We start from the raw sequence: 14,683 nt of genomic DNA on the forward strand, positions 1-14,683 counted from the left end.
GTTCTGGTCACACGCAAGAAGCACGGAAGCAAGACGGAACAAGCCGGACTCCACCGATGGGGGGCGCGAGATGAATACGCTGCACAGCACCAGCTCAAGCGCAGTTGTCACGCGTCTCCACGACGTCGGACGGGGCTCTGAGAAGTCCGGTGCCGTGAGCGGGCGGGGGTGCGCTCGCGGCGCCGGGCGTCAGCACACCACGTACATGACGGTGGTTGACGCGCCGCACGGGGGAAGCGCGTACGGGGAGGGCACGGGGGGGCGGAAGACCTTGTCGGAGGCGGAGTTCACCGCCTACGTCCAGGAGCGCCGCGCCTCTCTGTACGCCACGGCCTATCACCTGACCGGCGACCGCTTCGAGGCCGAGGACCTGCTGCAGAGCGCCCTCTTCTCGACGTACCGCGCCTGGGACAGGATCAGCGACAAGGCGGCGGTCGGGGGCTACCTCCGCCGCACCATGACCAATCTGCACATCAGCGCGTGGCGCCGCCGCAAGCTGAACGAGTACCCGACCGAGGAGCTGCCGGAGACGGTGGGCGACACGGACGCGATGCGCGGCACGGAGCTGCGCGCGGTTCTCTGGCAGGCCCTGGCCCGCCTCCCCGAACTGCAGCGGACGATGCTCGTGCTCCGCTACTACGAGGGTCGCACCGACCCCGAGATCGCGGACATCCTCGACATCAGCGTGGGCACGGTGAAGTCCAGCATCTGGCGCTCCCTGCGCCGGCTGCGCGAGGACGAGGTCCTCAGCTTCGGCCGTGACCAGGAGGAGTCCTTCGGCGAGTTGGTCGCCTGAGGATCGGGGGGAACACGGGGGAGACAAGTAGCGGGACCGGGAGACCTGGGGGGGCCTTCCGGTCCTTCTGCTTTTCCAAAGGAGGCCGACGCGGGGCAAACGGGTGGGTGGGAGAGATCGCCGCGAAGCGGCGGCCTGGACGCCACTCAACGCGATGCCGCGACACACCGTCCGGCCGCGGCCGCGGCGACCCGGCCCAACGCCTCGTCGGCCCCGCAGGGATACGCCCCGAGGGCGGCCTGCCGAGCCACGATCGCCCGCTCGGAGCGCATGAGCCGCCACCCCCTCCGCAGGAGGAACGGCACGGACTTGCGGCCCTCCCGCAGATCCCGGAGAAGCCGCCGCCGGAACGTGGTGGAGGGCCGCCCCCGAAGACAGAGGGCGTCGGCGAGCACGCCGGCCTCCCGGCACCGCTCCACGATGTCCGCCGCGAAGATCCCCTCCGCGATGAACACGGGCGAGCGCTCGATGTCGAGGGACTCCTGCCCGGTGCGGGCGCTGGACGCGATGTCGTACACCGGGACGCGCGTACGCCCCGTGCGGCACAGCTCCTCGATGGCGGCGAGCGCCACGTCCGCGTCCCAGGAGGCGGGGGAATCCCAGTCGATGTCCGAACTGCCTGGGACCTGGGGCAGCGTGGGGTCGTCGCCCTCTTTGTAGAAGTCGTCCAGACAGAGGACGGGCAGCCCGGAGCGGGCGGCGAAGGACGACTTGCCCGAGCCTGAGGGGCCGCAGAGCAGCACGACGCGGGTGGGTATCGGCGGATGGGAGCTCACGAGAGAACAGTGTGCGGCATCGCGCCGCGCCGGCGCTCCTCGCGGGTGGCCCTTTGCCGGTGCCGTCACGGCTCAACTACGCTGTGTGCTCGCACGATCACCCACAAATATGGGCGGTACTCATGGCACGACACGCGACACCCAGGTCACCCCGTCCCGGCTCCCGCGCGCTGCTGCGTGCGGGGCTCGCGCTCACCGCGGCGGGCGCCGCGCTCGGTGCGGGCGGTGCCGGCGCGAGTGCGGCGGAGCCGGTCGAGGGGGGCTCGGCGGTGTCGGCGCTGACGGGGGCGGTGGACAGCTCGGCGGCAGGTGGGCTCGGCCCGGCCAAGGACCTGCGCCTCGACCCGCTCGCGGGCACGGGCGTCGACCCGCTCGACAACTCCCTCGGCACACAGGTCGCGGACTTCGAGCCGGTCACCACCGCCGCCGCCACCGGCCCGATCGCCCGGGGCGGCTCCTTGGACGACCTGCCGGTGGCGGGCCCCGCGACGGGGCTGCTGCCGGGCTAGGGCACCGGGCCGGGGCACCGACAGAGTGGCGTGCCGAAGCCCCGGCCTCCTGGACGGAGGGGGCCGGGGCTTCGGTGCGGAGATGGCTGGCGGCCGGTGGCTAGTAGGCCGAGCCGGAGGCTCCCAGGGAGCCCGTGGGGTGCCAGACCGTCTTCGTCTCCAGGAAGGCCGTCAGGCGGCGCGTGCCGGGGTCGGCGGTCCAGTCCGTGTCCACAGGCTGTGGACGCAGGACGCGCTTGAGGTTGTCGGCGGCCGCGATCTCCAGGTCGCGCGCGAGGTCCGCGTCCGCGCCCGTCACGTCGATCGCGTTGACGTCCTGGTGCGCGGCGAGCGGAGCCGCGATTTCCGCGGTCCTGCCGGTGAGGATGTTGACCACCCCGCCGGGGACGTCGGAGGTCGCCAGGACCTCGCCCAGCGAGAGCGCCGGGAGCGGGGCCTTCTCCGAGGCGATCACGACGGCCGTGTTGCCCGCCGCGATCACCGGGGCGAGCACTGACACCAGGCCGAGGAAGGACGAGTCCTGCGGGGCGAGGACGGCGACCACGCCGGTCGGCTCGGGCGTCGAGAGGTTGAGATACGGGCCCGCGACCGGGTTCGTCCCGCCCACGACCTGGGTGATCTTGTCGGTCCAGCCCGCGTACCAGACCCAGCGGTCGATCGCCGCGTCGACGACCGCGGCGGCCTTGGACTTCGACAGGCCCTCGGCGTCCGCGATCTCGCGTACGAACTGCTCGCGGCGGCCCTCCAGCATCTCGGCGATGCGGTAGAGGATCTGGCCGCGGTTGTACGCGGTCGCGCCCGACCAGCCGCCGAACGCCTTGCGTGCGGCGACGACCGCGTCACGGGCGTCCTTGCGGGAGGAGAGGGGCGCGTTGGCGAGCCACCTGCCCTTTGAGTCGTTCACCTCGTACACCCGGCCGCTCTCGGAGCGGGGGAACTTGCCCCCGACGTACAGCTTGTAGGTCTTGAAGACGCTCAGTCGGTCAGTGCGCTCAGACATCGAGGTACGCCTCCAGGCCGTGACGGCCGCCCTCGCGGCCGAAGCCCGACTCCTTGTAACCGCCGAACGGCGAGGTCGGGTCGAACTTGTTGAATGTGTTGGCCCAGACGACGCCCGCCCGGAGCTTGTTCGCGACCGCGAGGATGCGCGAGCCCTTCTCCGTCCAGATGCCGGCGGAGAGGCCGTACTGCGTGTTGTTGGCCTTGGCGACGGCCTCGTCCGGCGTGCGGAAGGACAGGACCGAGAGGACCGGGCCGAAGATCTCGTCGCGGGCGATGGTGTGCGCCTGCGTGACGTTCATGAAGAGCGTCGGCGCGAACCAGTAGCCGGAGGTGGGCAGCTCGCACGCCGGCGACCAGCGCTCGGCGCCCTCCGCCTCGCCGGTGTCGGCGAGCGCGGTGATGCGGGCCAGCTGCTCGGCGGAGTTGATGGCGCCGATGTCGGTGTTCTTGTCCAGCGGGTCGCCGAGACGGAGGGTGGAGAGCCGCCGCTTGAGGCTGTCGAGCAGCTCCTCCTGGATCGACTCCTGTACGAGGAGACGCGACCCGGCGCAGCAGACCTGGCCCTGGTTGAAGAAGATGCCCGTGACGATGCCCTCGACGGCCTGGTCGATGGGGGCGTCGTCGAAGACGATGTTCGCGCCCTTGCCGCCCAGTTCGAGGGTGACCTTCTTGTCCGTGCCCGCGACCTGCCGGGCGATCGCCTTGCCGACGGCCGTGGAGCCGGTGAAGGCGACCTTGTTCACGTCCGGGTGGGCGGTCAGGGCGGCGCCCGCGTCGCCGTACCCGGGAAGGATGTTGACGACGCCCTTGGGCAGGCCCGCCTGGCGGCAGATGTCCGCGAAGAACAGGGCGCTCAGGGGGGTGGTCTCGGCGGGCTTCAGGACGACCGTGTTGCCGGTCGCGAGGGCCGGGGCGATCTTCCAGGCCAGCATCAGAAGCGGGAAGTTCCAGGGGATGACCTGGCCCGCCACGCCGAGCGGCGCGGGGTTCTTCCCGTACCCGGCGTGGTCGAGCTTGTCGGCCCAGCCCGCGTAGTAGAAGAAGTGCGCGGCGACCAGGGGGAGGTCCGCGTCGCGGGTCTCCTTGATGGGCTTGCCGTTGTCCAGGGTCTCCAGGACGGCCAGCTCGCGGCTGCGCTCCTGGATGATCCGGGCGATCCGGAAGAGGTACTTGGCGCGCTCGGCGCCCGGCAGCGCCGACCACTTCTCGAAGGCCTTGCGGGCGGCCCGCACCGCGCGGTCGACGTCTGCCTCGCCCGCCTGAGCGACCTCGGAGAGGACCTCCTCGGTGGACGGGGAGACCGTCTTGAAGACCTTGCCGTCGGCGGCCTCGGTGAACTCGCCGTCGATGAACAGGCCGTACGACGGGGCGATGTCGACGACCGAGCGGGACTCGGGCGCCGGGGCGTACTCGAAGGGGGAAGTCATCTGGATCAGTCCACCGTCACGTAGTCGGGGCCGGAGTAGCGGCCGGTCGCCAGCTTCTGGCGCTGCATCAGCAGGTCGTTGAGGAGCGACGAGGCGCCGAAGCGGAACCAGTGGTTGGACAGCCAGTCGGGGCCCGCCGTCTCGTTCACCAGGACGAGGAACTTCACCGCGTCCTTCGTCGTGCGGATGCCGCCCGCGGGCTTCACCCCGATCTGTACGCCGGTCTGCGCGCGGAAGTCGCGGACGGCCTCCAGCATCAGGAGGGTGTTGGCGGGGGTGGCGTTGACGCCGACCTTGCCGGTCGAGGTCTTGATGAAGTCGGCGCCGGCGATCATGCCGATCCAGCTGGCGCGCTTGATGTTGTCGTACGTCGAGAGTTCGCCGGTCTCGAAGATGACCTTCAGGCGGGCCGTGCCGCAGGCCTCCTTCACGGCGCGGATCTGCTCGAACACCGTCATGTAGTCACCGGAGAGGAAGGCTCCCCGGTCGATGACCATGTCGATCTCATCGGCGCCGGCGGCCACGGCCTCGCGCACGTCGCCGAGCTTCACCTCGATCGCGGCGCGGCCCGCGGGGAAGGCGGTCGCGACGGAGGCGACCTGCACGCCGCTGCCCGCGACGGCCTCCTTGGCGGTGGCGACCATGTCCGGATACACGCAGACGGCCGCGGTGCGCGGGGTCTCACGGTCGGTGGGGTCGGGGTTGACGGCCTTCGCGCCGAGCGCCCGGACCTTGCCCGGGGTGTCGGCGCCCTCCAGGGTCGTCAGGTCGATCATCGAAATGGCCAGGTCGATGGCGTACGCCTTCGACGTGGTCTTGATCGAACGGGTTCCGAGCGAGGCGGCACGCGCCTCCAGGCCGACCGCGTCGACGCCGGTCAGCCCGTGGAGGAAGCGGCGGAGCGTGCTGTCGGACGCGGTCACGTCAGCGAATGCAGTGGGCATGGTCACGAGGGGAGCATATCTACGCGCGTAGCAGCTGTACAGGGGCGGGGTTCGCGCGGGGCGCGGCGGGGGTGGCCGGGGCCGCGCGGGGCGCGGCGGGGGTGGCCGGGGCCGCCGGGGCGCCGGGGCCGCCGGGGCCGCTGGGGCCGCTGGGGCCGCTGGGGGGCGGGGCGGTGGTCCGGGGTCCTGGTGATGGCGGGCGGATGGGCGCGGCCGGGGTGAGGGGGTGTGGGGGCAGGGGTGGTCGGAGCCTCGGGGTGGGGCGGGGTCGGGGTCGAGGTGGGCCGGGATGAGGGGGTGTGACGGGCGTCAGGCAGAATCGGGGTATGAGCGACCCTCAGAACCCCGTGGCGGAGCCCGCATACAAGGACCGTGCCTTCCGGTCCCCCGCCGGCATCGCCGGTGGCGTCCTGCTGCTCGCCCTGGGCGCCTGGCTCGGCATCGACGCCGTGGTCCGCGGCGAGGGCCGCACCCCGTGGCTCGCGCTCGCCGGGCTGCTCCTCGCGGTGCCGCTGGTCATCGCGTACACCGTGCGGCCCGCCGCCTTCGCGAACGACGACCGGCTGCGCGTCCGCAACCCCTTCAGGACGATCACCCTGCCCTGGGGCTCCATCGCGACGCTCCGCTCCGGCTACTCCAACGAGGCCCTCACCAAGGCCGGCGCCAAGTACCAGCTCTGGGCCATCCCCGTCTCGCTGCGCGGTCGCAAGAAGGCGGCGCGCACGCAGTCCCGGGCCGCCGCCTCCGGGGACCCGACGGGCGGCCGCCCCTTCCTCGACCCGAACTCCCCGCCCTCGCGCTCCAGCGGCGACCAGGCCATGGACGAACTCCGCGAGCTCGCCGAGCAGCAGGCCGACGTCGAATCCGCGCAGGGCGAGCCGGAGGTGCGGTGGGCCTACGAGATCCTCGCACCGGCCGCCGCGGGCGCGGTGCTGCTTGTGGTGCTGCTGGCGGTGACCTGAGGGACGCGGGCGCGGGGTCCGGGCCCGGTTCACGGTGGGCCCCCGGTTCACGGTGGGCCGTGCCAGCCCAGGAGCATGTGGGCGTTGAGCACGGCCGAGGCGGATGCCGCTGTTGTCAGGAGTGTTGCCATGACCGGTGTTCTCGCGCGGGCCAGGGGCGCGGCTAGTGGCAGCAGCAGGGGGAAGCCGGGGAGCAGGAAGCGGGCCCGGGGGAAGTAGACGCCGCTGCTGCCGAGCACGATCAGCAGGAGCAGGCCCGTGAAGAGCAGGAGCGGGAGCGGTTGGCGGTCCGCTGCCGAGAGGGCGTAGAGGATGAGGGAGCCCAGCAGGACCGCCGTCACCATCACCAGGAACAGCGGCGGCCGCTCCACCACGAACAGTCCCTGCATACGGCGGACCGTCTCGACGCCGCCGTCCCACTTGTTGTGCCACAGCTTCTGTACGGCGAAGTAGCCGTCCCAGCGGCCGAGGCGCAGGCCCACCCAGGCGACGTACGCGAGCCAGCCCAGGGGAGCCAGGAGGGCGCCCAGGAGCGGGCGCGGCGCGAAACCGCGCCTCAGCGCGAGCAGCGCCGTCACGGAGACCGCCGCCGCCAGCGCCACCCCCGTGGGCCGGGTGAGGCCCGCCAGCGCGGCCAGGGACCCCGCCCACAGCCACCGGCCGCTCAGCACCGCGTACAGCGACCACGCGGTGAGCGCCGTGAAGAGGGACTCGGTGTAGCCCATCCACTGCACCAGCGCCACAGGCAGGCTGCCCCAGAGCACGGCGAGGACGGTCCCGGCCCGGCGGCCGTACAGCCGGTCGCCCACCGCGAAGATCCCCCACGCCGCGAGGAACGAGCAGAGCAGCGAGACGCCCAGGCCCACCGCGCCGCGCGGCAGGGCGGGGACGAGGGCGTCACCGGCCCGGACGAGCAGCGGATACAGCGGGAAGAACGCCAGGTTGTTCGCGTCGTACGCGGTGCCCAGCGTGTGCGCGTACCCCTGCGAGGCGATCCGCAGATACCAGTCGCAGTCCCAGGACTCCATCAGCAGATGCCGCACCCCGCGGCGCTCACCGTGCGCCCATGGGACGAAGACCAGCAGGCCGAGCACGCGTACGGCCGCGTACGCGAGCAGCGCCGGGGAGGCGTGACGCAGGGCGCGGGCCGCGCGTCGGCGGAGGCCGGGCGGCGGCGGTGCGGCGGTGAGGGGGCGCCGGGACGTCGGGACCGTGGGAAGGGCGGAGGCGGTGGGCGAGGGGATCGGTCCGTACGGCACTGCGGCAGCTCCCGGAACGTGAACGTGCGCTACCGGTCGTCCCTTCCTGGGAGACCGGCAGCGCATCGTGTCGCTACGGCAACTGCGGTAGTGGAATCACCCGGATGGGTGGCGTGGCCCGTCGTGCCTTGGTCGATGCCTGTTGGGCAGGGCTTTCGCGCGGCTCAGATGCCCGCTGCCGCGGACAGGTCCCGCTTGATCGCGGCGAGGAGCTCCGTCGCCCTGGCGCGCGCCGCCGGGAGTTCCGGCTTCGACGACAGCGGAACCACCACTTCGAGGTAGCACTTGAGCTTCGGCTCCGTGCCGCTGGGGCGCACGATGACGCGGGCGCCGTCCAGCGTGTAGCGCAGGCCGTCCGTCGGCGGCAGCGTGTCCGTGCCGCGCGTCAGGTCCTCCGCCTTCGTCACGGGCAGGCCCGCCAGCTCCGTCGGCGGCTGCTCACGCAGGCGGCGCATCGCGTCCGCGATCAGGGACAGGTCCTCCACGCGGACCGACAGCTGGTCGGTGGCGTGCAGGCCGTGTTCCAGGGCGAGGTCGTCGAGGAGGTCCAGGAAGGTGCGGTTCTCTTCCTTGAGCTCGGACGCGAGTTCGGTCAGGAGGAGCGCGGCCGTGATGCCGTCCTTGTCGCGTACGCCCTCGGGGTCGACGCAGTAGCCGAGCGCCTCCTCGTAGCCGTAGCGCAGGCCGTCGACGCGGGCGATCCACTTGAAGCCGGTGAGCGTCTCCTCGTACGGAAGACCCGCCTTCTCGGCGATCCGGCCGAGGAGGGACGAGGAGACGATCGACTCGGCGAACGTGCCGCGGGCGCCGCGCTTCACCAGGTGCGCGGCGAGCAGGGCCCCGACCTCGTCGCCCCGGAGCATCCGCCAGTCCGCGTCGTCACCGTCCCTGACCGCCGCGGCGCAGCGGTCCGCGTCCGGGTCGTTGGCGATGATCAGGTCCGGGGCGGGGGTGGTGCGCGCCGCCGTCGCGAAGGCCAGGTCCATCGCGCCCGGCTCCTCCGGGTTCGGGAACGCGACCGTCGGGAAGTCCGGGTCCGGCTCGGCCTGCTCGGCGACGAGGACCGGGGCGGGGAAACCGGCGCGGGCGAACGCCGCGAGGAGGGTGTCCTTGCCGACGCCGTGCATCGCCGTGTAGACGGCGCGGGCGGTGCGGGGGGAGCCGGGGGACAGGACGGCGTCCGTACGGGCCAGATAGGCCCCCAGGACGTCGTCCGTGAGGGTCTCCCAGCCGGAGTCGGGGCGGGGGACGTCGTGGAGCGACGTGATCGCGTCGATCTCGGCTGCGATCTCCGCGTCCGCGGGCGGGACGATCTGGGAGCCGTCGCCGAGGTAGACCTTGTAGCCGTTGTCGCGCGGGGGGTTGTGGCTGGCCGTCACCTCTACGCCCGCGACCGCGCCCAGGTGCCTTATGGCGAAGGCGAGCACGGGGGTGGGCAGGGGGCGGGGCAGGACGGCCGCGCGGAGCCCGGCGCCGGTCATCACGGCGGCGGTGTCGCGGGCGAAGTCGGCGGACTTGTGGCGGGCGTCGTAGCCCACTACCACGAGGCCGTCGGTCTCGCCCTTGGCCTTGAGGTACGCGGCGAGGCCGGCCGCCGCGCGGATGACCACGGAGCGGTTCATCCGCATGGGGCCCGCGCCCAGCTCGCCGCGGAGGCCCGCGGTGCCGAACTGGAGCGTGCCGGCGAAACGTGCGGTCAGCTCGGCGGTGTCCTCGGCGTCGATGAGCTTCGCCAGCTCTTCGCGGGTCTCGGGGTCCGGGTCCTCGGCCAGCCAGGACTGGGCTCGCGCGATGAGTTCGGAGTTGTCCTGCACGTGTCGTCAGCCTCTCGTTGCGGCGTCGCTTTAGCTGGTTTGCTGCGTCTGGCCCGGGGCCGGGGGGTCGGGGGGTCGGTTGCCCGAGGGTCAGGTGCCCGGGGGGTCAGGTGCCCGGGGTATGCATACCCCCGGTTGTTCTTGGGGCGGGGCCGCGCCGGTATGTCCGTCCTCGCTATCTTGGCCTCGGCGTCCTTCTGCTTCGGCGCCCTGGGCTGTAGGCGCGTGCTCCGGGCGGACATACCGGCACGTCCCCTCGCGTCTCGATCCGGGCCGCGGGTCGGTGGGGCGGGACGGGGGGGGGCGGGACGGGGGGCGGGACGGGGGGTCCCCAGACTCGGGTCTACCCCGAGTCCCGGGTCTACCCCGAGTTCCTACCCCCACCCGTCGACGCGGGGCAAACGGGTGGGTGGGAGACCCGGCGCGGAGCGCCGGAGAGCCTGGGCGGGACGCGGGGTGCTGGAGGAGGGCGGTCCGAGACGCCCCCGTCAGAGCCCGTCAGATCCGGTTGAGGACCTTGCCCAGCAGCTCGCCCATGCGCGTAGCGCTGTCGCGGCCCGCCTGGAGGACTTCCTCGTGGTTCAGCGGCTCGCCCGTCATGCCCGCGGCAAGGTTCGTGACCAGGGAGATGCCGAGCACCTCCGCACCCGCCTCGCGCGCGGCGATCGCCTCGAGGACGGTGGACATGCCCACCAGGTCCGCACCGATCGTGCGGGCCATGCGGATCTCCGCCGGCGTCTCGTAGTGCGGGCCGGGGAACTGCGCGTAGACGCCCTCTTCGAGGGAGGGGTCGATCTCCTTGCAGAGGGTGCGCAGGCGCGGGGAGTAGAGGTCCGTGAGGTCCACGAAGTTCGCGCCGACGATCGGCGACGTCGCCGTGAGGTTGAGGTGGTCGCTGATCAGCACCGGCTGTCCGGGACGCATGCCCTCGCGCAGACCGCCGCAGCCGTTGGTCAGCACGATCGTCTTGCAGCCGGCGGCCACGGCGGTGCGGACGCCGTGCGAGACGGCGGCCACGCCACGGCCTTCGTAGTAGTGGGTGCGGCCCAGGAAGACCAGCACGCGCTTGTCGCCGATCTGGAAGGAGCGGATGCGGCCGCCGTGCCCCTCGACCGCCGGGGGCGGGAAGCCGGGCAGCTCGGTGACGGCGAAGTCCGCGTCGGGCTCGCCCAGCGCGTCGACGGCCGGTGCCCAGCCGGAGCCCATCACGAGGGCGACGTCATGGGTCTCGGCGCCCGTCAGCTCACGCAGGCGCGCGGCGGCGGCGTCGGCGGCGGCGTACGGGTCGCCCTGGATGTCGTCCGGAATAACTGAAGCGTTCACGCGGACGAGAGTAGCCGGTCGCGGCCTACGCGCGTAGATGACGATGCTCACGGGATTCTGATTGTTGTCTTGTCGTTTCCGACGAGAGAACGGTGAGGAGGCGCTCGGAGACTGCTAGCAGGGCCTTTTGCGGAGTTCCATCACGTAGTCGTGCGGCGCGCCCGCCGACTCCGCCGCGTCCGCCAGCTCGCCCAGATAACGCGCGGACGGAAGGCCACCCTCGTACCCGTTGAGGACGTACACCCATGCGGGCTCCTCACCCTCCAGGGTGTCCACGCGGACCCGCATGCGCCGGTAGATGTCCAGGCCCACGCCCTCCCACCGGTCCATGGAGTCCTCGTCCATGGGGGCGATGTCGTAGAGCGTGACGAAGACCTGGGAGCGTGGCGCCTCGACGAGCGTCGCGAGGGCGCCCTCCCACCCCATGTGCTCCCCGCCGAAGGTGAGCCGCCAGCCGGTCAGCCAGCCGGTCGCGCGCAGCGGTGAGTGCGGGGCGCGGCGTGACATGAGCCGCGGATCCAGATTGCCGGCGTACGCGGCGTAGAGCGACATGACGTCGAGGGTACGGCAGCAATCAAGGACGCAGGTCCTGTGACGGGAGGACTGCCCGGACGGGGGCGCTCGCACGGACGGTGGGCCCCGGCGCGTCCGGACCTCGAAGCGTGCGGGACAATGGAGTACGTGACTCGGATCGTGATCATTGGCGGCGGACCCGGCGGATACGAGGCGGCCCTGGTGGCCGCCCAGCTCGGCGCGGAGGTGACCGTCGTCGACTGCGACGGTCTGGGCGGGGCGTCGGTGCTGACCGACTGCGTGCCGTCGAAGACTCTGATCGCCACGGCCGAGGTGATGACCACCTTCGACTCCTCGTACGAGGAGCTGGGGATCATCGTCGCGGACGACACCCCGCACATCGACAGCCCCGCGCGCGTGGTCGGCGTGGACCTGGGCAAGGTCAACCGCCGTGTGAAGCGCCTCGCGCTCGCGCAGTCCCACGACATCACCGCGTCCGTCACGCGTGCGGGCGCGCGCGTGCTGCGCGGCCGGGGCCGTCTGGAGGGCCAGCAGGACATCGACGGCTCGCGGAAGGTCGTGGTGCGGGCCGCCGACGGCAGCGAGGAGACCCTCGTCGCGGACGCCGTGCTCATCGCCACCGGTGGCCACCCGCGCGAGGTCCCGGACGCCCTGCCCGACGGCGAGCGCATCCTCAACTGGACCCAGGTGTACGACCTCGACGAGCTGCCCGAGGACCTCATCGTGGTCGGCTCGGGTGTCACGGGCGCCGAGTTCGCCGGTGCCTATCAGGCGCTCGGTTCGAACGTGACCCTCGTGTCCAGCCGTGACCGCGTGCTGCCCGGTGAGGACCCGGACGCCGCCGCCGTCCTGGAAGACGTCTTCCGGCGGCGCGGTATGAACGTCATGTCCCGCTCCCGCGCCGCCTCCGCCAAGCGCGTGGGCGACCGTGTCGAGGTCACTCTCGCCGACGGGCGCGTCATCTCCGGTACGCACTGCCTGATGGCCGTCGGCGCCATCCCGAACAGCAGCGGCATGGGCCTGGAGGAGGCCGGGGTCAAGCTCAAGGACTCCGGGCACATCTGGACCGACAAGGTGTCCAGGACGTCCGCTCCGGGTGTGTACGCCGCCGGTGACGTCACCGGCGTCTTCGCGCTCGCCTCCGTCGCCGCCATGCAGGGGCGCATCGCGATGTACCACTTCCTGGGCGACGCCGTGACGCCGCTGAACCTGAAGACCGTGTCGGCGAACGTCTTCACGGACCCGGAGATCGCGACCGTCGGCTACAGCCAGGCCGACGTCGACGGGGGCAAGATCGACGCGCGCGTGGTGAAGCTGCCGCTGCTGCGCAATCCCCGCGCGAAGATGCAGGGCATCCGCGACGGCTTCGTCAAGATCTTCTGCCGTCCGGGTACGGGCATCGTGGTCGGCGGCGTGGTCGTCGCACCGCGTGCCTCGGAACTGATCCACCCCATCTCGATCGCGGTCGACAACAATCTGACGGTCGAGCAGATCGCGAATGCGTTCACCGTCTACCCGTCCCTTTCGGGGTCGATCGCCGAGGTGGCGCGCCAACTCCACACCCGGAAGACGGCGGGCGAGGGCTGATCGGGGCGGCGGCCTGAATCAACACTTCGCAGGTCACGCACTGTTGTCACCCATTTGCGCGGCATAGGCGGTGCGGATACGCATCTATACCACTCCCGCCCCTGCCGTGCGAACAACTTCTGTAATTCGGCGCAAACTGCTGAAAGCAGACGGTCGTTGGGGTTACTGTCAGTTTCGTGTTCGCTGCAGAACGTCGCCAATTGATCCTCGAAATGGTGCGGGCCAACGGAGCGGTATCGCTCCGTGAGCTCGCCCGCGTCGTCCAGACCTCCGAAGTGACCGTACGGCGGGACGTGCGCGCGCTGGAGGCAGAAGGACTCCTCGACCGCAGACATGGCGGTGCGGTATTGCCGGGCGGATTCACGCGGGAGTCCGGCTTTCCGCAGAAATCACATCTCGCGACCGCCGAGAAGACGGCCATCGCCGATCTCGCGGCGGGTCTCGTCGAAGAAGGCGAAGCCATCGTCGTCGGGGCGGGTACGACCACGCAGGAGCTGGCCCGACGGCTCGCGCGGGTACCCGGTCTGACCGTCGTCACCAATTCCCTGCTGGTGGCACAGGCATTGGCCCACGCCAACCGGGTGGAAGTCGTCATGACCGGCGGCACCCTGCGCGGTTCCAACTACGCCCTCGTGGGCAGCGGGGCCGAGCAGTCCCTGCAAGGGCTGCGGGTGTCGCGCGCGTTCCTGTCGGGCAGTGGTCTGACCGCCGAGCGCGGCCTCTCCACGTCCAACATGCTCTCCGCGAGCGTGGACCGCGCGCTGGTGCAGGCGGCGGCCGAGGTCGTGGTCCTCGCCGACCACACCAAGCTCGGCACCGACACCATGTTCCAGACGGTGCCGACGGACGTCATCACCCGCCTGGTCACGGACGAGCCGCCGGCGCACGACGACCGCGCGGCCACGGAACTGCAGGCCCTGGCCGACCAGGGCGTGCAGATCGCGGTGACGGGCGGCTCCGCCGGCCCTAGCGCCGGACCCGGTGTCGACTCCGTTCCGACGGGGCGCCAGCCGCGCCGGGACGTGCCCCTGCCGGGTCAGCGTCGCAACCACGGGGCGGGTCCGGGCCAGCAGCTGCGCAGCGCGCTCCTCGGGGAGCAGCCGCCGGGGGAGCGGACCGCACGCGTCGCGGACCTGCGCCGCCGCTGAGGCCGCCGGACGGGGCGGCAGGGGTCTTACGCCGCTGTCCGTCCGTCGGCCTTCAGGCCCCGCAGGGTCAGCGTGAGCAGGCGGTCGGCCAGCTCCGGGTCGTCCGGTGTCTCTTCGGCCGCCAGCGAGATCGCGTTGGTCAGCTGCAGCAGGTCGGAGATGGAGACGTCGGGCCGCACGGCCCCCGCCTCCTGCGCGCGGGCGAGCAGCGCCGCGCCCGCCTCGCGCATGGGCTTGCTGCACCGCGCCAAGTCCGAACTGTCGTCGTGCGACGCCGACATGAGCGCGCTGGAGAGGCCGCGGTACTCACCGGCGTGGGTGACGATGGCGCGCAGCCACGTCACCAGCGCCGAACAGGGCTGCGGGTCGTCGAGCAGTGCGCGCGAGCGTGCGAGGAGATCGCTCACCGCGTCCTCCCAGACCGCGCTCATCAGCGCGTGCCGGTTGGGGAAGTGCCGGTAGAGCGTGCCGATGCCGACGCCCGCGCGGCGCGCCACGTCCTCCAGGGACGTGCCCGTGCCGTGCTCGGCGAAGGCGGCGCGGGCCTCCGCGAGCAGCCGGTCGTAGTTCCGGCGTGCGTCGGCCCGCATGGCGCGCGCGGA

14 protein-coding genes are annotated in these 14,683 nt (G+C 72.0%); 5 read left to right on the forward strand and 9 right to left on the reverse strand.

Features of this window, described 5'->3' with window-relative positions; genetic code table 11:
- The first annotated feature begins 70 nt into the window (after positions 1–70).
- Entirely contained in the window at positions 71–796 is a 726-nt protein-coding gene (locus ACWDVB_RS09335; protein WP_451514954.1) for a SigE family RNA polymerase sigma factor, read from the forward strand.
- Between the two features lie 146 nt (positions 797–942).
- Here ACWDVB_RS09335 and ACWDVB_RS09340 read toward each other — a convergent pair whose 3' ends face one another.
- Positions 943–1,572, reverse strand: coding sequence for a uridine kinase family protein (locus tag ACWDVB_RS09340; RefSeq protein WP_451514955.1), 630 nt, complete (start codon positions 1,570–1,572; stop codon positions 943–945).
- 122 nt (positions 1,573–1,694) lie between these two features.
- On the opposite strand from ACWDVB_RS09340, the gene ACWDVB_RS09345 reads away from it, so the two are divergent.
- Complete coding sequence (locus tag ACWDVB_RS09345; protein ID WP_451514956.1) at positions 1,695–2,081, forward strand: hypothetical protein; 387 nt, start codon at positions 1,695–1,697, stop codon at positions 2,079–2,081.
- Positions 2,082–2,181: 100 nt separating this feature from the next.
- On the opposite strand, the gene ACWDVB_RS09350 is transcribed toward ACWDVB_RS09345, so the two are convergent.
- The 3 genes from ACWDVB_RS09350 to deoC are packed head-to-tail and all read right to left on the reverse strand — an operon-like array spanning position 2,182 to position 5,454.
- The gene (locus ACWDVB_RS09350; RefSeq protein WP_451514957.1) at positions 2,182–3,081 is read right to left on the reverse strand and encodes an aldehyde dehydrogenase family protein; all 900 of its coding nucleotides are present in this window, start codon (positions 3,079–3,081) and stop codon (positions 2,182–2,184) included.
- The gene (locus ACWDVB_RS09355) at positions 3,074–4,510 is read right to left on the reverse strand and encodes an aldehyde dehydrogenase family protein (RefSeq protein WP_451514958.1); all 1,437 of its coding nucleotides are present in this window, start codon (positions 4,508–4,510) and stop codon (positions 3,074–3,076) included. Before ACWDVB_RS09355 ends, ACWDVB_RS09350 begins: the two co-directional genes overlap by 8 nt.
- Positions 4,511–4,515: 5 nt before the next feature.
- Positions 4,516–5,454: a deoxyribose-phosphate aldolase gene (gene deoC, locus ACWDVB_RS09360; protein WP_451514959.1), complete on the reverse strand. Its 939-nt coding sequence runs from the start codon at positions 5,452–5,454 to the stop codon at positions 4,516–4,518.
- A gap of 326 nt (positions 5,455–5,780) precedes the next feature.
- On the opposite strand from deoC, the gene ACWDVB_RS09365 reads away from it, so the two are divergent.
- A complete protein-coding gene (locus tag ACWDVB_RS09365) occupies positions 5,781–6,416 on the forward strand; it encodes a PH domain-containing protein (protein ID WP_451514960.1) in 636 nt (211 codons plus the stop codon).
- Between the two features lie 47 nt (positions 6,417–6,463).
- On the opposite strand, the gene ACWDVB_RS09370 is transcribed toward ACWDVB_RS09365, so the two are convergent.
- From ACWDVB_RS09370 to ACWDVB_RS09385, 4 genes are all read right to left on the reverse strand, one after another.
- Entirely contained in the window at positions 6,464–7,675 is a 1,212-nt protein-coding gene (locus ACWDVB_RS09370; protein ID WP_451514961.1) for a hypothetical protein, read from the reverse strand.
- Between the two features lie 164 nt (positions 7,676–7,839).
- Complete coding sequence (locus ACWDVB_RS09375) at positions 7,840–9,489, reverse strand: phospho-sugar mutase (RefSeq protein ID WP_451514962.1); 1,650 nt, start codon at positions 9,487–9,489, stop codon at positions 7,840–7,842.
- A gap of 498 nt (positions 9,490–9,987) precedes the next feature.
- On the reverse strand, positions 9,988–10,812 hold the full coding sequence (locus ACWDVB_RS09380) for a purine-nucleoside phosphorylase (protein ID WP_451514963.1): 825 nt from the start codon (positions 10,810–10,812) through the stop codon (positions 9,988–9,990).
- A gap of 114 nt (positions 10,813–10,926) precedes the next feature.
- Positions 10,927–11,364, reverse strand: a complete 438-nt coding sequence (locus tag ACWDVB_RS09385; RefSeq protein ID WP_055568517.1) for a gamma-glutamylcyclotransferase — start codon at positions 11,362–11,364, stop codon at positions 10,927–10,929.
- Between the two features lie 120 nt (positions 11,365–11,484).
- Here ACWDVB_RS09385 and ACWDVB_RS09390 point away from each other — a divergent pair, with 120 nt between their 5' ends.
- Both ACWDVB_RS09390 and ACWDVB_RS09395 read left to right on the forward strand, forming a co-directional pair.
- On the forward strand, positions 11,485–12,933 hold the full coding sequence (locus ACWDVB_RS09390) for an NAD(P)H-quinone dehydrogenase (RefSeq protein WP_451514964.1): 1,449 nt from the start codon (positions 11,485–11,487) through the stop codon (positions 12,931–12,933).
- Between the two features lie 176 nt (positions 12,934–13,109).
- Positions 13,110–14,081 (forward strand): DeoR/GlpR family DNA-binding transcription regulator, encoded by a 972-nt coding sequence (locus tag ACWDVB_RS09395; RefSeq protein WP_451514965.1) that lies wholly within the window; start codon positions 13,110–13,112, stop codon positions 14,079–14,081.
- A 26-nt stretch (positions 14,082–14,107) separates the two neighbouring features.
- On the opposite strand, the gene ACWDVB_RS09400 is transcribed toward ACWDVB_RS09395, so the two are convergent.
- Positions 14,108–14,671, reverse strand: coding sequence for a TetR/AcrR family transcriptional regulator (locus ACWDVB_RS09400; protein WP_451515034.1), 564 nt, complete (start codon positions 14,669–14,671; stop codon positions 14,108–14,110).
- Positions 14,672–14,683: the final 12 nt, after the last annotated feature.

The organism is Streptomyces sp. NPDC003379 (assembly GCF_053589195.1).

What these genes read in the sequence shown, in the direction of transcription:
- ACWDVB_RS09335 (WP_451514954.1), top strand. Translation starts at nt 71, where the DNA reads ATGAATACGCTGCACAGCACCAGCTCAAGCGCAGTTGTCACGCGTCTC.
- ACWDVB_RS09345 (WP_451514956.1), top strand. Translation starts at nt 1,695, where the DNA reads ATGGCACGACACGCGACACCCAGGTCACCCCGTCCCGGCTCCCGCGCG.
- ACWDVB_RS09350 (WP_451514957.1), bottom strand. Translation starts at nt 3,081, where the DNA reads ATGTCTGAGCGCACTGACCGACTGAGCGTCTTCAAGACCTACAAGCTG.
- ACWDVB_RS09355 (WP_451514958.1), bottom strand. Translation starts at nt 4,510, where the DNA reads ATGACTTCCCCCTTCGAGTACGCCCCGGCGCCCGAGTCCCGCTCGGTC.
- deoC (WP_451514959.1), bottom strand. Translation starts at nt 5,454, where the DNA reads ATGCCCACTGCATTCGCTGACGTGACCGCGTCCGACAGCACGCTCCGC.
- ACWDVB_RS09365 (WP_451514960.1), top strand. Translation starts at nt 5,781, where the DNA reads ATGAGCGACCCTCAGAACCCCGTGGCGGAGCCCGCATACAAGGACCGT.
- ACWDVB_RS09385 (WP_055568517.1), bottom strand. Translation starts at nt 11,364, where the DNA reads ATGTCGCTCTACGCCGCGTACGCCGGCAATCTGGATCCGCGGCTCATG.
- ACWDVB_RS09390 (WP_451514964.1), top strand. Translation starts at nt 11,485, where the DNA reads ATGGAGTACGTGACTCGGATCGTGATCATTGGCGGCGGACCCGGCGGA.
- ACWDVB_RS09400 (WP_451515034.1), bottom strand. Translation starts at nt 14,671, where the DNA reads ATGCGGGCCGACGCACGCCGGAACTACGACCGGCTGCTCGCGGAGGCC.